The organism is Leisingera sp. SS27 (assembly GCF_028368855.1).
In the GTDB taxonomy this organism is placed as follows: Bacteria; Pseudomonadota; Alphaproteobacteria; order Rhodobacterales; family Rhodobacteraceae; genus Leisingera.
Window position 1 is genome coordinate 861,280 of sequence record NZ_JAQNCY010000001.1, and the last position, 17,997, is coordinate 879,276.

Sequence of the window (17,997 nt, forward strand, 5' to 3'; positions counted from 1 at the left end):
TTCACAGCCCCTGCCCCGGTTTCACGTCCTTCAGTTCCATCGCCGCGGCCGGGTCGCGCATCATCTGGGCAACCACGTCCTGGCGCTTGACGTCGGTGCGGTGGCGCAGGGTCAGCACGATCGCGCCGATCATCGCCACCAGCAGGATCAGGCCCGCCAGCTGGAACAGAAGGAAATATTGATCATAGATGATGAGGCCGAGCGCCTCGGTGTTGTGGCGGTCCGCAGGCACCGGATTGGCCAGCAGCTCAGGCGCCTTGTGCGCGGTTTCCCAGACGCCGAAGGCCAACACGAACTGCATCAGGATCACCAGGCCGATCAGCAGCGCCAGCGGCATGTAGCGCGCCATCTCGGCCTTCAGCTCGGCAAAATCCACGTCCAGCATCATCACCACAAACAGGAAAAGCACCGCGACCGCGCCCACGTAGACGATGACCAGCAGCATGGCGACGAACTCCGCCCCCAGAAGCACAAACAGCCCAGCCGAGGAGAGGAAGGCCAGGATCAGCCACAGAACCGAATGCACCGGCTGGCGGCTGATCACGGTGAACAGCCCGCCGGTGATGGTGCTGATGGCGAAGAGGTAGAAGGCAAAAACGCTCATGTCTCATCGTCCCTTTTGTCGTCCATGACTCCTTGCGCCAGATCCAGCGCCCGGTTCATGGCCGGAATGCCGGCAAACACCGACATCTGTCCGATCGTTTCCACGATCTCTTGTTTCTTGGCGCCGGCCGCGAGGGCGTGGCGCACGGTCTGGCGCACGGCACTGTCGGCCTGCGCGCCCTGCATTGTCAGCCCGGCCAGTGTCAGCAGCAGCCGGGTCTTGGCATCCAGCCCGTCCTTGTTGACGGTGTTGCCGAACATCATTTCCATGACCTCTTTGGGCATGGTGGGCCACAGCGCCTCGAACTCCTTGAACGCCTCGGAGGGCGAGAAGTTCTCCAGCGCCGGGTTGAACGCCTTGGCCATCTGCTGGGCCTGGGCCATCATGGCCTCGAAAGGGTTCTTGGGATCGCTCATCGGTACGGCGCGTCGATTTCCAGGTTGCGGGCAATCTCGGCTTCCCAGCGTTCGCCGTTCGAAAGCAGCTTCTCCTTGTCGTAGAACAGCTCCTCGCGGGTCTCGGTGGCGAATTCGAAGTTCGGGCCTTCGACAATCGCATCCACCGGGCAGGCTTCCTGGCAGAAACCGCAGTAGATGCATTTGGTCATGTCGATATCATAGCGCGTGGTGCGGCGGCTGCCGTCCTCGCGCGGTTCCGCGTCGATGGTGATCGCCTGCGCCGGGCAGACCGCCTCGCACAGCTTGCAGGCAATGCAGCGCTCCTCGCCGTTCGGATAGCGGCGCAGCGCGTGCTCACCGCGGAAGCGGGGCGACAGCGGGCCCTTCTCGTGCGGGTAGTTCAGGGTGGCTTTGGGGGCGAAGAAATACTTCAGCCCCAGTTTGAAGCCGACCCAGAAATCCTGCAGCAGGAAGTATTTGGCGGCGCGGGTGTAGTCGATTTGGGTCATATTTCAATTTTCCCTTTCACACCGGCCAACGGTGTCTTGCAGGATCGGATCTACAGAACCGGCCCAGTTGGATGGGGCAGCTTCAGAATTCGCGACTTCGACCAATCGGTCGCCCGCACCAAACCAGTGCTTGCATTCCAAATCCGCCAATACTTTCCGTACAGCTTCAGGACCGAACCCCTTTCTTTGCGGCAGTTCCGGCACTTCTTCTGCACTTGGCATCAGACACCGTGCAAGTGCGGCCTTGGCGGCAACCCGCTGCGCAAGCGCCCGGCCATTCTTCAACCGTTCTTCATCCGGCTGGGTCGCGCCATTGCGCATCAGATCCATCAGTTTCAGCGACTCAGCAGAGTAGTCCGTAAGCATCACCAAGAAGCCAGTTGCCTCCAACGTGACGCCAGACATTGGCCACTCATTATGCCAATCACCCTTTTCTGCCGCTCCAAATACCGCCGCATCCAAAGCTGTATGCCCCTCGTTTGCCAGGGACGTCACGCTAGTAAACTCCGAAGAGCACTGGCTGGCCGCAAAATCGCGAACCGCGGACATTGCCTGCGCGACAGAGGGCTGCCCGGCCGTCGATGGCTGCGCTGCCATGGCCAGAACGCCGGCAGCAAGAAGATATGAAACCTTCTTTTTCAAGTTAGCCTCCCACGGTCCAACGGGCAAAGATGCCCCAGAACCAGTCAAATTTTGCAGCAAAGGACACGAAAACCACCCAGGCCAGCGAGAACGGCAGGAACACTTTCCAGCCCAGGCGCATCAGCTGGTCGTAGCGGTAGCGCGGGGTGATCGCCTTCACCATTGCGAAGAGGAAGAAGAAGAACGCCATCTTGGCAACCATCCACAGGACGCCGTCGGGCAGGCCCGGGATTGGGGACAGCCAGCCGCCGAAGAACAGCAGGGTTGTCAGCGCGCACATCAGGAAGATGGCGATGTATTCCCCGGCCATGAACAAGAGGAACGGCGTTGCCGAATATTCAACCTGGTAGCCCGCCACCAGCTCTGATTCCGCTTCCGGCAGGTCAAACGGCGGCCGGTTGGTTTCCGCTAGCGCCGAAATGAAGAACAGGAAGACCATCGGGAAATGCGGGATCCAGTACCAGTTCAACAGGCCCAGATCGCCGTCCTGCGCACGTACAATGTCCCCGAAGTTCATCGAACCGGTTGAGATGATTACACCGATGATGATCAGGCCGATGGAAACCTCGTAGGAGATCATCTGTGCGGCGGACCGCAGCGAGCCCAGGAACGGGTATTTCGAGTTAGACGCCCAGCCGCCCATGATCACGCCGTAGACCTCCAGCGAGGAGACCGCGAAGACGTAAAGGATGGCAACATTGATGTCCGACAGGACCCAGCCGTCGTTGAAGGGGATCACAGCCCAGGCGATCATCGCCAGCACGAAGGAGGTCATCGGCGCCAGGATGAAGACGGTGCGGTCGGCACCGGCCGGGATCACCACCTCCTTGACTACGTATTTCAGCGCGTCGGCCACCGATTGCAGCAGGCCGTAGACGCCCACCACGTTCGGGCCCCGGCGCATCTGGACCGCGGCCCAGATCTTTCGGTCCCCGTAGACGAGGAACAGGAGCGAGATCATCACAAAGGCAACAACTGCAAGCACTTGCGCCAGGATCAGAACAGCGATGCCGCCTGGAGTGGTAAAGAAATCAGCCATAGGTCCTCACACCGTGGGTATTCCGTTTGCCGCGCAATCCGCAACCGCGACATCAGCGTCGATGGTGCGCAGCCCGCGCGGCAGAGAGGGCGAAATCAGGTAAACCGCATCCGCGGAAGATTTGCCCCCAGCCTGTGTCAAAGTTGTGCGCACATGGCGCGCAAATCCGTAACCCCGGATCAGCGCGTATTGCGCGGCGGCGCATTCCGCATAGTTCTCAATGTCTTCCGGCGCGGCGGCACCGCGCATGGAGACGTGAAATTGCACCAGATCGCCCTCCAGCAGGCTGGTTTCCACCCCTTCGTAAACCGGGACGGGCCGCTCGCCTCCGCTGCCAGGCGCCATTGCGCAGGCGGCCAGCAGAAAGGGCGTTATGAGGGCGAGGCGGATCATTCGGCGGCCATTGCCTCGCTTCCGCGGGCTTTCACGCCAGCCGACAGTTCCGCCATCAGCTGGGATGCGCGGGCGATCGGGTTGGTCAGGTAGAAGTCCTTGATCGCAGGCAGGAAGTCGGCGTTGCCGAGTTTGTCCCGCTCCAGCGGCTCGCCGTCCTTTTCGGCCACTTCGTCGATCCGGGCCAGATGCGGAACTTCGGCGACCAGCGCCTGGCGCAGCTGCGCCAGCGAGTCATAGCCCAGCTGAGCACCGGCTTCGGCGCTGAGCGCGCGCAGGATCGCCCAGTTTTCCTTGGCCTCACCCGGCGCAAAGGCTGCGCGCATCGCCAGCTGCGGGCGGCCTTCGGTGTTCACGAACAGGCCGTTTTCCTCGGTATAGGCGGCGCCCGGCAGGATCACGTCGGCACGGTGCGCGCCGCGGTCGCCGTGGCTGCCCTGGTAGATCACAAAGGCGCCCGCATCGATTTCCACCTCGTCAGCGCCAAGGTTGTAGATCACCTCTGCCCCGTCGATGGCGGCGGCCATGCCGCCTTCGGTCACAGCGCCGATGTCCATTGCACCAACGCGGGAGGCGGCGGTGTGCAGCACCATCAGCTTGGAACCGGTATCAGCAGCCAGCTTCTGCGCGGCAGCCAGAACCGCCAGGCCGTCTGCCTCGCGCAGGGCGCCCTGCCCCACGATCACAACGGAGGGCGCATCTTTGACGGCGCCGTAGTCCTTGTCCAGCAGGCTCTCCAGCGCAGCGCGGCCGGTGCCGACGTGGGCGTATTCATAGGTCAGGTCTGCCGGCTGGCCGACCAGGCCCACTTGCGCGCCGGACAGCCATGCCTTGCGGATGCGGGCGTTCAGAACCGGCGCTTCGTCGCGCGGGTTGGTACCGATCAGCTGGATGAACTTGGCGCTGTCGATGTCTTCGATGGTGGCGGTGCCCGCATAGCCTGCGCGGTTGCCGATCGGCAGGCGAGCGTTGTCAGTGCGGCATTCAACCTTGCCGCCCAGCCCCTCAACCAGCTGCTTCAGCGCAAAGGCTGCCTCAACCGGAGCCAGGTCGCCGATCAGGCCCGCAACCTTCTTGCCCTTCATGGCCGCAGCGGCGGCAGACAGAGCCTCGGCCCAGGTGGCAGGCTTCAGCTTGCCATCGACGCGCACATAAGGGCGGTCAAGGCGCTGGCGGCGCAGTCCGTCCCAGACAAAGCGGGTCTTGTCGCTGATCCACTCCTCGTTCACGCCGTCATGGTTGCGCGGCAGGACCCGCATCACTTCGCGGCCTTTGGTGTCGACACGGATGTTCGAGCCAAGCGCGTCCATCACGTCGATGGTTTCGGTCTTGGTCAGCTCCCACGGGCGGGCGGTGAACGCATAAGGCTTCGACGTCAGCGCGCCCACCGGGCAGAGGTCGATGATGTTGCCCTGCAGGTTCGATTGCAGCGTCTGGTTCAGATAGGAGGTGATCTCCGCATCCTCGCCGCGCCCGGTCTGGCCCATCTGGGTGATGCCTGCGACCTCAGTGGTGAAGCGCACGCAGCGGGTACAGGAGATGCAGCGGGTCATGGTGGTGGAAACCAGCGGACCGAGGTCCAGATCGTCCACCGCGCGCTTGGCTTCCTTGAAGCGGCTGCCCGACAGGCCATAGGCCATCGCCTGGTCCTGCAGGTCGCATTCGCCGCCCTGGTCGCAGATCGGGCAATCCAGCGGATGGTTGATCAGCATGAATTCCATCACGCCTTCGCGGGCCTTTTTGACCATCGGCGAGTTGGTCTTGACCTGCGGCGCCTGGCCTTCGGGGCCGGGGCGCAGGTCACGCACCTGCATGGCGCAGGAGGCAGCAGGCTTCGGCGGGCCGCCGACAACCTCAACCAGGCACATGCGGCAGTTGCCGGCAATCGACAGCCGCTCATGGTAGCAGAAGCGCGGGATCTCGACGCCGGCCTCCTCACAGGCCTGGATCAGGGTCATTGCCCCATCCACCTCGATCTCGGTTCCGTCAATGTTGATCTTGCGGAGGTCAGACATGGTCTATTTCGCCCTCAGTAACACGCCGATCGCGCTGTTTTTCTCAATTTCTGCGCGGCCATAGGCGCAGAATGTTTCGGGTTCGCCGTAGTCAACGCCGTTCTGCGCCAGGAGATGTTCCCCCTTGGCGCGCATCCGGGCCTTTTCGGCATCAGATTCGATGTAGCTGCGGATTTCCGAGTCCGAGTACCCCAGCGCGTTTGCGCGCGCTTTGAGCCGGCGCAACTCGCCCAGCCCTTTCAGGTAACGCGGGGAAATATCGTCGCAGTAGTCCGAGACTTCCTTGGCAACGGCAACGGCAAACAGGGGGTCTTCGATTTCCTGCACATCACGCAGTGATGGTTTGGCCAGCGCTGCGGCAGGCAGGGCAACAACAGTGGACAGAACAGCGGCAATCAGGGCACGCATGGCATGGGTCTCCTTCAGTTTCGAAGCCCCCATGCGCAGGCGCGCGCTGCTGCTATGCAATAGCAGCCGGACCGTAAGGCCCTGATATGCCGGAAATCCGCTCACGGGGTGCAGGTCCCCTGGAACACAGCGCGGCCATCGGTGATGGTCAGCGGGGTCTCCTCGTCGCGCGGGTCGTTGGCCCAGTCAATCTTTGAGGACCCGTAGGTGGTCACGCAGTAGGTGGTGCCGCCATGGGCCGCCGCTTCCCGCGCGCCTTTGACCGAACGCTCAACGCCCTTGATGTCGATCTGGAACACTGCGGGGTTTGTCTTCTTGTCGATGGGCTTGGCCTTCGCCTTGAACGCCACGCCGTCGTACAGCTCGCGGTTCTTGTTGGTCGTGGAGGTGCCGCAGGCCGAAACCAGCGCCAGAGCCGCCAGGCAGGCCGCAGGCACGGCCATCCGGTATGTCTTCATCATGCTCAAAATACTGCCGCCAATGCCAGGATCGCCAGACCCGCCATGCAGGCCCAGCCGAGAACGTAAAAAACAGAGCGTGGACCGCTGTGCGGTTTGCCGATGCCCTGCAGGTGAATGAAAATCATGACGACCCGCGCCGCCAGCGCCAGCGAGGCCAGCAGGTTCACCCAGAACGGCGCCGCGCCTGCCAGGATTGCAACCAGTGTCACGGTCAGGAAGGCCGGCAGCGTCTCGCAGCCGTTCAAATAGGCCCGGTTCAGCCGGTAGGCCTTGTCCGCATAATCCTGCTGCGGCGTGGCGCCCGGAGCGAGGCCCGCCTTCTGCTTGGCCAGCGCCGAAAACGGCGACAGCGCCAGGGTGATCAGGGTAAAGATCACCAGCGCAGCCAAGGCGTGGGAATATGCGTCGAAGGCTTCCATCAGTTATTCCGCCGCCATCGCGCCCATGCGGCCGGTCTTTTGGGCCTTGATGCGGTCCTCGATTTCCTCGCGGAAGTTCTTGATCAGACCCTGGATCGGCCAGGCCGCCGCATCGCCGAGCGCGCAAATGGTGTGGCCCTCGACCTGTTTGGTCACGTCCCACAGCATGTCGATTTCTTCCAGCTCGGCCTCGCCCTTCACCAGGCGGTCCATCACGCGCATCATCCAGCCGGTGCCTTCGCGGCAGGGTGTGCACTGGCCGCAGCTTTCGTGCTTGTAGAACTTGGACAGTCGCCAGATCGCCTTGATGATGTCGGTCTGCTTGTCCATCACGATGACGGCTGCGGTGCCAAGACCGGAGCCCAGTTCGCCGCGCAGGTAGTCGAAGTCCATGATCGCGTCGCGCATATTCTCGCCGCGCACGCACGGGACAGAGGAGCCGCCGGGGATCACCGCCAGAAGGTTGTCCCAGCCGCCGCGGATGCCGCCGCAATGCTTCTCGATCAGCTCCTCGAACCCGATCGACATCGCTTCTTCAACGACACAGGGGTTGTTGACGTGGCCGGAGATCGCAAACAGCTTGGTGCCCGCGTTGTTCTGGCGCCCGAAGGAAGCGAACCAGTCGGCGCCGCGGCGCAGGATGGTCGGAACAACCGCGATGCTCTCCACGTTGTTCACGGTGGTCGGGCAGCCGTAGAGGCCCGCACCTGCCGGGAACGGAGGCTTCATCCGGGGCATGCCCTTCTTGCCCTCAAGGCTTTCGATCAGCGCGGTTTCCTCGCCGCAGATATAGGCCCCTGCCCCATGGTGCAGGAAGACGTCGAAATCCCAGCCGGAGCCTGCCGCGTTCTTGCCCAGGAGGCCCTTGTCATAGCATTCGTCGATCGCTGCCTGCAGAGCCTCGCGCTCACGGATATATTCGCCGCGCAGGTAGATGTAGCAGGTATGCGCGTTCATCGCGAAAGAGGCGATCAGCGCGCCTTCGATCAGCGTGTGCGGATCGTGGCGCATGATTTCGCGGTCCTTGCAGGTGCCGGGCTCCGATTCATCCGCGTTGATCACCAGATACGCCGGGCGGCCGTCGCTTTCTTTGGGCATGAAGGACCATTTCAGGCCGGTCGGGAAGCCCGCACCGCCGCGGCCCCGCAGACCGGAGTCCTTCATGGTCTGAATGATCCAGTCGCGGCCCTTTTCGATGATGCCGGCCGTGCCATCCCAATGGCCGCGCGCCTTGGCGCCCGCCAGGTTGCGGTCGTGCATCCCGTAAAGGTTGGTAAAGATCCGGTCCTGATCCTTCAGCATGTGTGCCTACCTTTGGCTGTCCCGGCGCATGCGCCAGAGTTGAAATATGTTGACCAGGGCATAGATCATGCCCGCCAGCGCGGCGAAGTCGAACAAGAGCGCATAGCGCCCCGGCAGCCCCAGCATGGGGCCGATGAACAGCGAGACCACGATCCACAGCGAAATGGTCCCGGCGATCACCAATGCGATGTGCCGGCCTTTTGCTGCAATGGCCTGATACTGTTCCTTGCTCATCTGTTCCCTATCACCCGAAGGCGGCCCGAACGGGCCGCTTCCGATCAGTCTTCTTTGTCGTCGTAGAGGTGCTCTTCTTTGGCACGCTTCGCAAACTCGGTCTCGTCACCCACCGAAAGGCGCTTGGCCTGTTCGATCCAGCCATCCCGTTCGATCCGGCCTTTGAACTTGAGCCGGGCATCAACCCAGGCGACCTCGGCACCGGTCCATTCGGCGATCTGGTCAAAGTGGAAGAAACCCAGTTCGTTCAGCTTTTCTTCCAGCTTGGGACCGACGCCCTTCAGGAGCTTCAAGTCATCCGGCAGGCCGCCGCGGGCCTCTTTCAGGACCTCGGGCTGGCTTTCCTCTGCCTGGCTGTCTGCCGAGGGTTTCGCCGCAGCCCCTTCCGGCGAAGCGGGTTCCTTGGCGGCAGCCTTCTTGGGCGCAGCCTTGGCGGCGTCCGCTGCCTGCTTCACGGCGGGCTTGGGTGCTTCCGGCGCCTTCGGCGGCTGACCTTCGGCAGCGCGGCCCGCAACAACGCCGTCCTTGCCGACCCAAGGGGTCAGAAGCGGCACTTCATCGCCCTGGATGCGCTTGACGCCATCCTTGATGTCCGTCGCCAATTGCACAGATGCATTGTACTGGGTTTTGCCGCTGTCGAACTCGGTCAGCGAGGTGAGGCCGGATTTCGGCTCCGCCGCATACCGGCCGTTCTGAGGGCCGGGGACAACGTCTTTGCCTGCAGCCAGATCATCCAGCAGCCTGGTGAAGCTCTCGACGGTCAGATCCTCGTAGTAGTCCTTGCCGATCTGCGCCATCGGGGCGTTGGTGCAGGCGCCCAGGCACTCAACCTCTTCCCAGGTGAACTTGCCGTCCGCCGACAAGGTGTGCGGCTTCTCGGCAATCTTTTCCTTGCAGACTGCCACCAGATCCTCGGCGCCGCAAATCATGCAGGACGTGGTGCCGCAGATCTGGATATTGGCAACGGAACCCGTCGGTTGCAGCTGGAACATGAAGTAGAATGAGGCAACCTCCAGCACCCGGATATAGGCCATGCCAAGCATATCGGCTATGGCTTCAATCGCGGGTTTGGTGACCCAGCCTTCCTGCTCCTGCGCGCGCCACAAAATCGGAATAACCGCAGAGGCCTGGCGCCCCTCAGGATATTTGGTGATCTGCGCCTCGGCCCAGGCCTGGTTGGCCGGGGTGAAGGCAAAGCTTTCGGGTTGTTCGGAATGCAGACGGCGAAGCATTAGCGGTCAATCTCTCCAAATACGACGTCCATGGTGCCGATGATGGCGGCGACGTCGGCCAGCTGGTGGCCCTTGGCAACGTAGTCCATTGCCTGCAGGTGCAGGAAGCCCGGCGCGCGGATCTTGGAGCGGTAGGGTTTGTTGGACCCGTCCGCCACCAGATAGACACCGAACTCGCCCTTGGGCGCCTCGACGGCGGCGTAAACCTCGCCTGCGGGGACGTGGAAGCCTTCGGTGTACAGCTTGAAATGGTGGATCAGGCTTTCCATCGAGGTCTTCATGTCGCCGCGCTTGGGCGGGGTCAGCTTGCCGCGGGCCAGCACGTCGCCGGTGGCTTCGCGCAGCTTGGCAATCGCCTGACGGATGATCGAAGTCGACTGGCGCATCTCTTCCATCCGGCAAAGGTAGCGGTCATAGCAGTCGCCGTTCTTGCCGACGGGGACCTGGAACTCGAACTCGTCGTAGCATTCGTAGGGCTGCGCGCGGCGCAGATCCCAAGCGAGGCCGGAGCCGCGCACCATGACGCCGGAGAAGCCGTATTCCTGGATGTCCTTCTCGGTCACCACACCAATGTCGCAGTTGCGCTGTTTGAAGATGCGGTTTTCGGTCAAGAGGCCGTCGATATCGTCCAGCACTTTGGGGAATTCCATCGCCCAGAGGTCGATGTCATCCAACAGATCGTCCGGCAGGTCCTGATGCACGCCGCCGGGGCGGAAGTAAGCCGCGTGAAGGCGCGCGCCGCAGGCCCGCTCGTAGAAAATCATCAGCTTTTCGCGCTCTTCAAAGCCCCACAGCGGCGGGGTCAGCGCGCCGACGTCCATCGCCTGCGTGGTGACGTTGAGGAGGTGGTTTAGCACCCGGCCGATTTCCGAGTAGAGCACCCGGATCAGCTGGCCGCGGCGCGGCACTTCGGTGCCGGTCAGCTTTTCGATGGCCAGGCACCAGGCATGTTCCTGGTTCATCGGCGCCACATAGTCGAGGCGGTCGAAATACGGCAGGTTCTGCAGGTAGGTGCGGCTTTCCATCAGCTTCTCGGTGCCGCGGTGCAGCAGGCCGATATGCGGATCGCAGCGCTCGACAATCTCGCCGTCGAGTTCGAGCACCAAACGCAGAACCCCGTGCGCCGCAGGGTGCTGCGGGCCGAAGTTGATGTTGAAGTTGCGGATCTTCTGCTCGCCGCTCAGCGCGTCAACGCTGCCGTCGTCAAATTTGGAGCCGTCCATCATTGCGCCCCCTCCTTCTCGTCGCCGGGCAGGATGTATTCGGCACCTTCCCACGGGGACATGAAATCAAACTGGCGGTATTCCTGCACCAGCTTCACCGGCTCGTAGACGACGCGCTTTTGCGCCTCGTCATACCGCACCTCGGTATAGCCGGTGGTCGGGAAATCCTTGCGCAGAGGGTAGCCGCGGAAGCCGTAGTCGGTCAGGATACGGCGCAGGTCCGGGTGGCCGGAGAACAGGATGCCGAACATGTCGTAGACCTCCCGCTCGAACCAGTTGGCCGAGGGGTGCACGTTCACCACCGAAGGCACCATTTCATCCTCGCGCACAGCGGCGCGCAGGCGAATGCGCTGGTTCCGGTACATCGACAGGAAGTGGTAGACCACGTCGAACCGCTTGGCGCGGTCGGGGTAGTCCACCGCTGTGATGTCCACCAGGGTCGAAAACTTGCAGTTGGCGTCCAGCTTCAGGAACTCCACCAGACCGGCGATGTTCGAGGGTGTGACGTCAATGTTCAGTTCATCAAAGGACACATCCCAGGCCACCACGCAATCGGGGCGTTTAGCTTCGATCTGGGCGCCCAGTTCTTTCAGTGCTTCGCTCATGTTGTCTCCGCCCCTCCTTAGCGCACCAGGGTGCCGGTGCGGCGGATCTTGCGCTGCAGCTGCATCAGGCCATAGAGCAGCGCCTCTGCCGTCGGCGGACAGCCGGGCACATAAACGTCAACCGGCACAACCCGGTCGCAGCCGCGCACCACGGAGTAGCTGTAGTGATAATAGCCGCCGCCGTTGGCGCAGGAGCCCATCGAGATCACGTAGCGCGGCTCGGGCATCTGGTCGTAGACCTTGCGCAGGGCCGGCGCCATCTTGTTGGTGAGGGTGCCTGCGACGATCATCACATCCGACTGGCGCGGCGAGGCGCGCGGCGCGATGCCGAAGCGTTCGGCGTCATAGCGGGGCATCGAGGTGTGCATCATCTCCACCGCGCAGCAGGCCAGACCGAAGGTCATCCAGTGCAAGGAACCGGTGCGCGCCCAGTTGATGATGTCCTCAGCCGAGGTGAGCAGGAAACCCTTGTCCTGAAGCTCAGCATTGATGGCCCGGGTGACAACTTCCTTGTCCACGCCCGCCGTATTGGGTCCGGTCATCACTGCCATTCCAGGGCCCCTTTCTTCCATTCATAGGCAAAGCCGATGGTCAGCACGCCCAGGAACACCATCATCGACCAGAAGCCGAGGTCGCTGATATCCTTGAAACCGACGGCCCAGGGAAACAGGAAAGCGATTTCCAGGTCGAAAATGATGAAGAGAATCGACACCAGATAAAACCGGACATCGAATTTCATGCGGGCATCGTCAAAGGCGTTGAAACCGCATTCATAGGCGCTGACCTTTTCCGGGTCCGGGTTGCGGACCGCCAGTACGACGGCTGCCAGGATAAGGACAATCCCCAAACCTGCCGCGACGGCCAGGAAGACCAGGATCGGCAGGTATTCCCTCAACATCTCTTCCAAGAGCAGCTCCTTTCCCCGGGCGGATTTCCGCGCGGCGTCAATTGGCGTGTTGATTTGAACTGTGCATACCTCCGCACCCGGGGAGCGTCAACTAAAGCGAGGTTAATCCACAGGGGTTTGGATAGAAAAAGCACTGTTGCAACACAGGGATAATTCCCAAGTGTTTTCATAAGAAAAGCGGCCGCAGGGGAAACTGCAGCCGCCTGAAAAACGTGAGTCAATTTTGCTGCTTTTCAGCTTTGCCAGACTGGTTTGCGTTTTTCAAAGAACGCCGCGATACCCTCGCCTGCTTCCGGCCCTTCCCAGCGCTCCACAAGCGCCTTGATTGTATGGTCGATCACGCCGTCGTCCAGCCGCGGGCCCAGATCGCGGGCCAGCTTCTTGGCCGCCGCCACCGCGCCGGGCGCGCAGTTCAGATAGGGGACAACCTCCGCCTCAACCGCCTCGGCCAGCTGCTCCGCGGGCACGGCCTTGGCTAGCAGCCCGAGCTCGACCGCCTCCGCCGCACCGAACAGGCGGGCCGACATGAACACCCGGCGCGCCTTGGCTTCACCCATGCGGGCGATCACGTAAGGCCCAATGGTGGCGGGAATCAGTCCCAGCTTGGTCTCGGTCAGGCCCATCTTCAGATGATCCGCACCAATGGCCACGTCGCAAACCGACGCCATTCCGACACCGCCGCCGAATGCGTTGCCCTGCACCGCGCCGATCAGCGGCTTCGGGAGGGTGTTGAGCGCCATCAGCATTTCCGCCAGCACCCGCGCCTCACGTGCCCGGGTTTCAGCATCGGCATCCATCTGCGCCCGCATCCAACCCAGATCGCCGCCTGCGCAAAAGCTTTTGCCGGCACCGGTCAGCACCACCACGCGAACCGTGTCGTCCTCCGCCAGCCGCTTCGCCGCCATGGTCAGCTCCTGCAGCATCTGGCCGGACATGGCATTGTGCTTCTCGGCCCGGTTCAGGGTCAGTGTGCAGACGCCACGGGCGTCGGTGTCCAGGGTGATTGTCTCGAACATCTTGTGTCTCCGGTGAAATCTTATTGCAGGCCGCGCATGGCCCGGGCCAGCGCGGCGGCTTCTTCCAGCACCTCCGCATTCAGGCCGGTGTCATAGCCCAGTCCGGTCAAGCGCTTGTGCACCGCTTCCGTTGCCACATTGCCCGCCGCCCCCGGCGCATAGGGACAGCCGCCCAAGCCGCCGACAGCCGCATCGAACACCCGCACGCCCTGCGCCAGCGAGGCCTCGATATTGTCGAGCGCCCGGCCCGCGGTGTCGTGGTAGTGGCCAGCAAGCTGTGCCGCGGGCACCCGCGCGGTGACAGCCTTGAGCATCGCAGTGATCGCCTCCGGGGTGCCCTGCCCGATGGTGTCGCCCAGCGAGATCTCGTAACAGCCGAGCGAGAACAGCCGTTCAGCCACCGCGGCCACCTTTCCGGGCGGCGTGGCTCCGTCATATGGGCAGTCGGTCACACAGGAGACATAGCCCCGGACCGGCAAGCCGATCTTCTTGGCTGCGTCGAGAATGGGCAGGAAACGGGTGATGCTTTCCTCGATGCTGGCATTGATATTGGCCTTGGAGAACCCTTCGGAAGCGGAGGCAAAGACTGCAATCTCATCCGCCTTGGCAGCGACCGCATCCTCATAGCCGCGCATGTTAGGTGTCAAGGCTGCATAGCGCACACCAGGCGCGCGGGTGATGCCTGCCAGCACCTCCGCACTGCCCGCCATCTGCGGCACCCATTTGGGCGATACGAAGCTGGCGACCTCGATGCGTTTGAACCCCGCGCGGCTGAGGCAATCAGTCAGCGCCACCTTTTCCGCAACCGGGATCTCCCGCTTTTCATTCTGCAGCCCGTCGCGCGGGCCAACCTCGAAGATTTCGGCAAATTCGCCCATGGAATGCCCTTTCGGCTTCATCTTTCCAGAAATACTCAAACCACAGCAGGGGCGGCAGGCGCGCCGCCCCGGACCCGGGTCAGCCGTCTTCTTCTTCCAGCCGCACCAGCGCTGCACCGGCCTCAACCTGACCGCCTGCAGCGGCCAGAACCTCGGCCACAACACCATCGCGCGCTGCCAGCAGCGAATGCTCCATCTTCATCGCTTCCAGAATGGCAAGCCGGTCGCCCTCTTTCACCGCCTGGCCTGCTTCGGCAAAGACCGCCTTCACGAGGCCCGGCATCGGCGCCTCGATCACATTGCTGTCGCCGCCTGCCGCCGCATCGCGGTCCAGCGGGTCAATCGCGGTGAATTCCAGCCCATAGGCGTCATGCACGGTGATCAGCGTTCCCGACTGCGACACCGCCGGCATCCGGCGCTCACCGATGCGCCACTGGCCCTGGCTGCGTTCGGCCACGACAGTTTCGCCATCAATGGTCCAAAGCTGCCGGTCCGGCCCGTCCACCTGCACATCCGCCGTAAACTCCTCTCCCGCGTGGGAAAGGGCAACGGCCCGGTGCAAGGGCGCCCAAAGGGTAAAGCCGGTGTCCGGAGAAGCCTCCACCAGATCCAGCGCCACCATGCCGGCCGCCGCCTTGTGGCGCAGCTCCACCACCGGCGCCGCGGTCAGCGCGTCCAGATCGCGGGCTATCAGGCCGGTGTCCACGTCGCCATTGGCAAACCCCTCATGCGCCGCCAATGCGCCAAGGAAGGCCAGGTTGGTGACAGTGCCGCCAACTTGCGTTTCCTCCAGCGCGCGGGCCAGCCGCGACAGCGCCACCTTGCGGGTGGAACCATGCACGATCACCTTGGAGATCATCGGGTCGTACCAGGGGCTGATGGTGTCCCCTGCCCTGACGCCGCTGTCGGCGCGGGCCTCAGCGGGGAAAGACAAATGCGTCAGCGTGCCGGTTGCAGGCAGGAAGCCCTTCGGCACGTCCTCGGCATAAAGCCGCGCCTCAAATGCGTGGCCGGTGATGGTGAGGTCTTCCTGCTTGGCAGGCAGGCTCTCACCCGAGGCAACGCGCAGCTGCCACTCCACCAGATCGACGCCGGTGATCAGCTCGGTCACCGGATGCTCCACTTGCAGGCGGGTGTTCATTTCCATGAACCAGAACCCGTCGGGACGCAGCCCGTCAGAGCCGTCGACGATGAATTCTACCGTGCCTGCGCCCTTGTAGCCGATGGCTTCGGCCGCGCGGACGCCGGCCTGTCCCATCGCCTTGCGCATCTCGGTGGTCATCCCCGGCGCGGGCGCCTCTTCGATCACTTTCTGATGGCGCCGCTGCAGGGAGCAGTCGCGCTCGAACAGGTGCACCGCTGTTTCGCCGTCGCCAAAAACCTGGACCTCGATATGCCGCGGCTGCTGGATGTATTTCTCGATCAAGACATCCGGGTTGCCAAAGGCGGTGGTCGCCTCGCCTTGCGCGCTCCTCAGGGCATCGGCAAATTCGGCGGGCCGTTCGACCAGCCGCATCCCCTTGCCGCCGCCGCCGGCAACTGCCTTGATCAGCACCGGATAGCCGATCTTCTCCGCCTCGCCGGCCAGAAACTCCGGGTCCTGGTTGGCACCGTGATAGCCCGGCACCACCGGCACGCCGGCCTCCTCCATCAGCGCCTTGGCTGCGTCCTTCAGGCCCATCTTGCGAATGGCGTCTGCCGACGGACCGATAAAGACCAGCCCCGCGGTCTCCACCGCCTCGACGAATTTCGGGTTTTCCGACAGGAAGCCGTACCCCGGATGGATCGCCTGTGCGCCGGTTTCCTTGGCAACACGGATGATTTCCTCGCCCTTCAGATAGCTGTCCGCCGGGGCCGGTCCGCCAATGTGCACGGCCTCATCCGCCAGCGCCACATGTTTCGAAGCCGCATCGGCATCGGAGTATACAGCCACGGTCCGCACCCCCATGGCACGGGCGGTTTCCATCACGCGGCAGGCAATCTCTCCGCGGTTGGCAATCAGAATTTTGTCAAACATGGGGTTGGTCCTTTGTCTGGATCTCTGGACCGGGGGCTGCCTGCCCCCGGACCCCCGGGGATATTTTTAACCAGATGAAGTGCGGATCTTACATCCGGAAGACGCCGAAGCGCGTTTCTTCGATAGGCGCATTGAGGGCCGCGCTCAGCGAAAGCGACAGCACATCGCGGGATTTGCGCGGGTCGATGATGCCGTCATCCCAGAGCCGCGCGGAGGCATAAAGCGGGTGGCTCTGTTCCTCGAACATCTCGATGGTGGGGCGTTTGAATTCCGCTTCCTCCTCGGTGCTCCAACTGCCACCCTGGCGTTCGATTGCGTCGCGTTTCACGGTCGCCAGCACGCCCGCGGCCTGCTCGCCACCCATCACCGAGATGCGGGAGTTCGGCCAGGTCCACAGAAAGCGCGGGGAATAGGCGCGGCCAGACATACCGTAGTTGCCGGCACCAAAGGAGCCGCCGACCAGCATCGTCACTTTCGGCACATTGGTGGTCGCCACCGCCGTCACCATCTTGGCGCCGTGGCGGGCGATGCCCTCGTTTTCGTACTTCCGCCCCACCATAAAGCCGGTGATGTTCTGCAGGAACACCAGCGGGATCTTGCGCTGGCTGCAAAGCTCAACGAAATGCGCGCCTTTCTGGGCGGCTTCGGAGAACAGCACGCCGTTGTTGGCGATGATGCCGATCGGGCAGCCCTTGAGGTGGGCAAAGCCGGTGACCAGGGTTTCGCCAAAGCGCGGCTTGAACTCGTCAAAGCGGGAGCCGTCGACCAGACGCGCGATCACCTCGCGGATGTCATAAGGCGTGCGCAGGTCGCCCGGAACCACGCCGAGGATTTCCTCGGGGTCGTAGGCGGGCTCCTCGGGACTGGCCCAGTTCACCGTCAGCGGTTTGGTGATGTTCAGCGACTGCACCGCACGCCGCGCCAGTGCCAGCGCATGAGCGTCATCTTCGGCCAGATAATCCGCCACGCCGGAGAGGCGCGTGTGCACATCGCCGCCGCCCAGATCCTCGGCGCTGACAACCTCGCCCGTGGCGGCCTTCACCAGCGGCGGGCCGGCCAGGAAGATGGTGCCCTGTTCCTTCACGATGATGGTGACATCCGACATCGCAGGCACATAGGCGCCGCCCGCGGTGCAGGAGCCCATGACGACAGCGATTTGCGGGATGCCCTTGGCCGACATCCGGGCCTGGTTGTAGAAGATGCGCCCGAAGTGGTCGCGGTCGGGGAAGACTTCGTCCTGATTGGGCAGGTTGGCACCGCCCGAGTCGACCAGGTAGATGCACGGCAGACGGTTTTCCTCGGCGATCTCCTGCGCGCGCAGGTGCTTCTTCACCGTCATCGGATAATAGGTGCCGCCCTTCACAGTGGCGTCATTGCAGACCACCATGACCTCTTGGCCATGCACCCGTCCGATGCCCGCGATCACGCCAGCCGAAGGTGCGGCGCCTTCATACATCGCGTGCGCTGCAGTGGCGCCGATTTCCAGGAACGGGGAGCCGGGGTCCAAGAGGTTCGCCACCCGGCGGCGCGGCAGCATCTTGCCGCGGCTTTCGTGCCGGGCGCGGGATTTCTCGCCGCCGCCCATGCGCGCGGCCTCTGCCGCCTCGCTGATCTGCGCAAGCGCGTCCAGATGCGCCTCGCGGTTCTGCTTGAAGCCTTCCGAGGAGGGCATCGCCTTGGATGTGAGTTTCATGT

21 protein-coding genes are annotated in these 17,997 nt (G+C 63.1%); all 21 read right to left on the reverse strand.

What is annotated here, in order from left to right; genetic code table 11:
- Window position 1 precedes the first annotated feature (1 nt).
- The 21 genes from N6L27_RS04300 to N6L27_RS04400 all read right to left on the reverse strand — a co-directional run bounded on the left by N6L27_RS04300 (window position 2) and on the right by N6L27_RS04400 (window position 17,995).
- Complete coding sequence (locus tag N6L27_RS04300) at window positions 2-604, reverse strand: NADH-quinone oxidoreductase subunit J (protein WP_271905875.1); 603 nt, start codon at window positions 602-604, stop codon at window positions 2-4.
- Complete coding sequence (locus N6L27_RS04305; RefSeq protein WP_260017885.1) at window positions 601-1,020, reverse strand: carboxymuconolactone decarboxylase family protein; 420 nt, start codon at window positions 1,018-1,020, stop codon at window positions 601-603. Before N6L27_RS04305 ends, N6L27_RS04300 begins: the two co-directional genes overlap by 4 nt.
- Window positions 1,017-1,511 carry an NADH-quinone oxidoreductase subunit NuoI gene (nuoI, locus tag N6L27_RS04310; protein ID WP_065267094.1) on the reverse strand — a complete coding sequence of 165 codons (495 nt, stop codon included), beginning with the start codon at window positions 1,509-1,511 and terminating at the stop codon, window positions 1,017-1,019. Before nuoI ends, N6L27_RS04305 begins: the two co-directional genes overlap by 4 nt.
- Before the next feature lie 3 nt (window positions 1,512-1,514).
- Window positions 1,515-2,153 (reverse strand): hypothetical protein, encoded by a 639-nt coding sequence (locus N6L27_RS04315; RefSeq protein ID WP_271905876.1) that lies wholly within the window; start codon window positions 2,151-2,153, stop codon window positions 1,515-1,517.
- A gap of 1 nt (window position 2,154) precedes the next feature.
- Window positions 2,155-3,192, reverse strand: coding sequence for an NADH-quinone oxidoreductase subunit NuoH (gene nuoH / locus N6L27_RS04320; RefSeq protein WP_271905877.1), 1,038 nt, complete (start codon window positions 3,190-3,192; stop codon window positions 2,155-2,157).
- Window positions 3,193-3,198: 6 nt separating this feature from the next.
- Window positions 3,199-3,585: a hypothetical protein gene (locus tag N6L27_RS04325; protein WP_271905878.1), complete on the reverse strand. Its 387-nt coding sequence runs from the start codon at window positions 3,583-3,585 to the stop codon at window positions 3,199-3,201.
- Window positions 3,582-5,600 carry an NADH-quinone oxidoreductase subunit NuoG gene (gene nuoG / locus N6L27_RS04330; RefSeq protein WP_271905879.1) on the reverse strand — a complete coding sequence of 673 codons (2,019 nt, stop codon included), beginning with the start codon at window positions 5,598-5,600 and terminating at the stop codon, window positions 3,582-3,584. Before nuoG ends, N6L27_RS04325 begins: the two co-directional genes overlap by 4 nt.
- A 3-nt stretch (window positions 5,601-5,603) precedes the next feature.
- Window positions 5,604-6,008 (reverse strand): DUF5333 domain-containing protein, encoded by a 405-nt coding sequence (locus N6L27_RS04335; RefSeq protein ID WP_271906248.1) that lies wholly within the window; start codon window positions 6,006-6,008, stop codon window positions 5,604-5,606.
- A gap of 101 nt (window positions 6,009-6,109) precedes the next feature.
- Window positions 6,110-6,469 (reverse strand): hypothetical protein, encoded by a 360-nt coding sequence (locus N6L27_RS04340; RefSeq protein WP_241482572.1) that lies wholly within the window; start codon window positions 6,467-6,469, stop codon window positions 6,110-6,112.
- 2 nt (window positions 6,470-6,471) lie between these two features.
- The gene (locus N6L27_RS04345; RefSeq protein WP_271905880.1) at window positions 6,472-6,888 is read right to left on the reverse strand and encodes an MAPEG family protein; all 417 of its coding nucleotides are present in this window, start codon (window positions 6,886-6,888) and stop codon (window positions 6,472-6,474) included.
- Window positions 6,889-6,891: 3 nt separating this feature from the next.
- Window positions 6,892-8,190, reverse strand: coding sequence for an NADH-quinone oxidoreductase subunit NuoF (gene nuoF / locus N6L27_RS04350; protein WP_065267087.1), 1,299 nt, complete (start codon window positions 8,188-8,190; stop codon window positions 6,892-6,894).
- Between the two features lie 6 nt (window positions 8,191-8,196).
- Complete coding sequence (locus N6L27_RS04355) at window positions 8,197-8,424, reverse strand: DUF5337 domain-containing protein (RefSeq protein WP_271905881.1); 228 nt, start codon at window positions 8,422-8,424, stop codon at window positions 8,197-8,199.
- Between the two features lie 44 nt (window positions 8,425-8,468).
- Window positions 8,469-9,656 (reverse strand): NADH-quinone oxidoreductase subunit E, encoded by a 1,188-nt coding sequence (locus tag N6L27_RS04360; RefSeq protein WP_271905882.1) that lies wholly within the window; start codon window positions 9,654-9,656, stop codon window positions 8,469-8,471.
- Window positions 9,656-10,879, reverse strand: coding sequence for an NADH-quinone oxidoreductase subunit D (locus N6L27_RS04365; RefSeq protein WP_271906249.1), 1,224 nt, complete (start codon window positions 10,877-10,879; stop codon window positions 9,656-9,658). The genes N6L27_RS04360 and N6L27_RS04365 overlap by 1 nt, the downstream gene beginning before the upstream one ends.
- A complete protein-coding gene (locus tag N6L27_RS04370) occupies window positions 10,879-11,484 on the reverse strand; it encodes an NADH-quinone oxidoreductase subunit C (RefSeq protein ID WP_271905883.1) in 606 nt (201 codons plus the stop codon). Before N6L27_RS04370 ends, N6L27_RS04365 begins: the two co-directional genes overlap by 1 nt.
- A 17-nt stretch (window positions 11,485-11,501) precedes the next feature.
- Window positions 11,502-12,035: a NuoB/complex I 20 kDa subunit family protein gene (locus tag N6L27_RS04375; RefSeq protein ID WP_019295997.1), complete on the reverse strand. Its 534-nt coding sequence runs from the start codon at window positions 12,033-12,035 to the stop codon at window positions 11,502-11,504.
- Complete coding sequence (locus N6L27_RS04380; protein ID WP_019295998.1) at window positions 12,026-12,391, reverse strand: NADH-quinone oxidoreductase subunit A; 366 nt, start codon at window positions 12,389-12,391, stop codon at window positions 12,026-12,028. Before N6L27_RS04380 ends, N6L27_RS04375 begins: the two co-directional genes overlap by 10 nt.
- Window positions 12,392-12,624: 233 nt before the next feature.
- Window positions 12,625-13,407 (reverse strand): crotonase/enoyl-CoA hydratase family protein, encoded by a 783-nt coding sequence (locus N6L27_RS04385; protein WP_271905884.1) that lies wholly within the window; start codon window positions 13,405-13,407, stop codon window positions 12,625-12,627.
- A 20-nt stretch (window positions 13,408-13,427) separates the two neighbouring features.
- Window positions 13,428-14,285, reverse strand: a complete 858-nt coding sequence (locus N6L27_RS04390) for a hydroxymethylglutaryl-CoA lyase (protein WP_271906250.1) — start codon at window positions 14,283-14,285, stop codon at window positions 13,428-13,430.
- Window positions 14,286-14,364: 79 nt separating this feature from the next.
- Window positions 14,365-16,302, reverse strand: a complete 1,938-nt coding sequence (locus N6L27_RS04395; RefSeq protein ID WP_271905885.1) for an acetyl-CoA carboxylase biotin carboxylase subunit — start codon at window positions 16,300-16,302, stop codon at window positions 14,365-14,367.
- 88 nt (window positions 16,303-16,390) lie between these two features.
- Window positions 16,391-17,995, reverse strand: coding sequence for a carboxyl transferase domain-containing protein (locus tag N6L27_RS04400; protein ID WP_271905886.1), 1,605 nt, complete (start codon window positions 17,993-17,995; stop codon window positions 16,391-16,393).
- Between the last annotated feature and the right edge of the window lie 2 nt (window positions 17,996-17,997).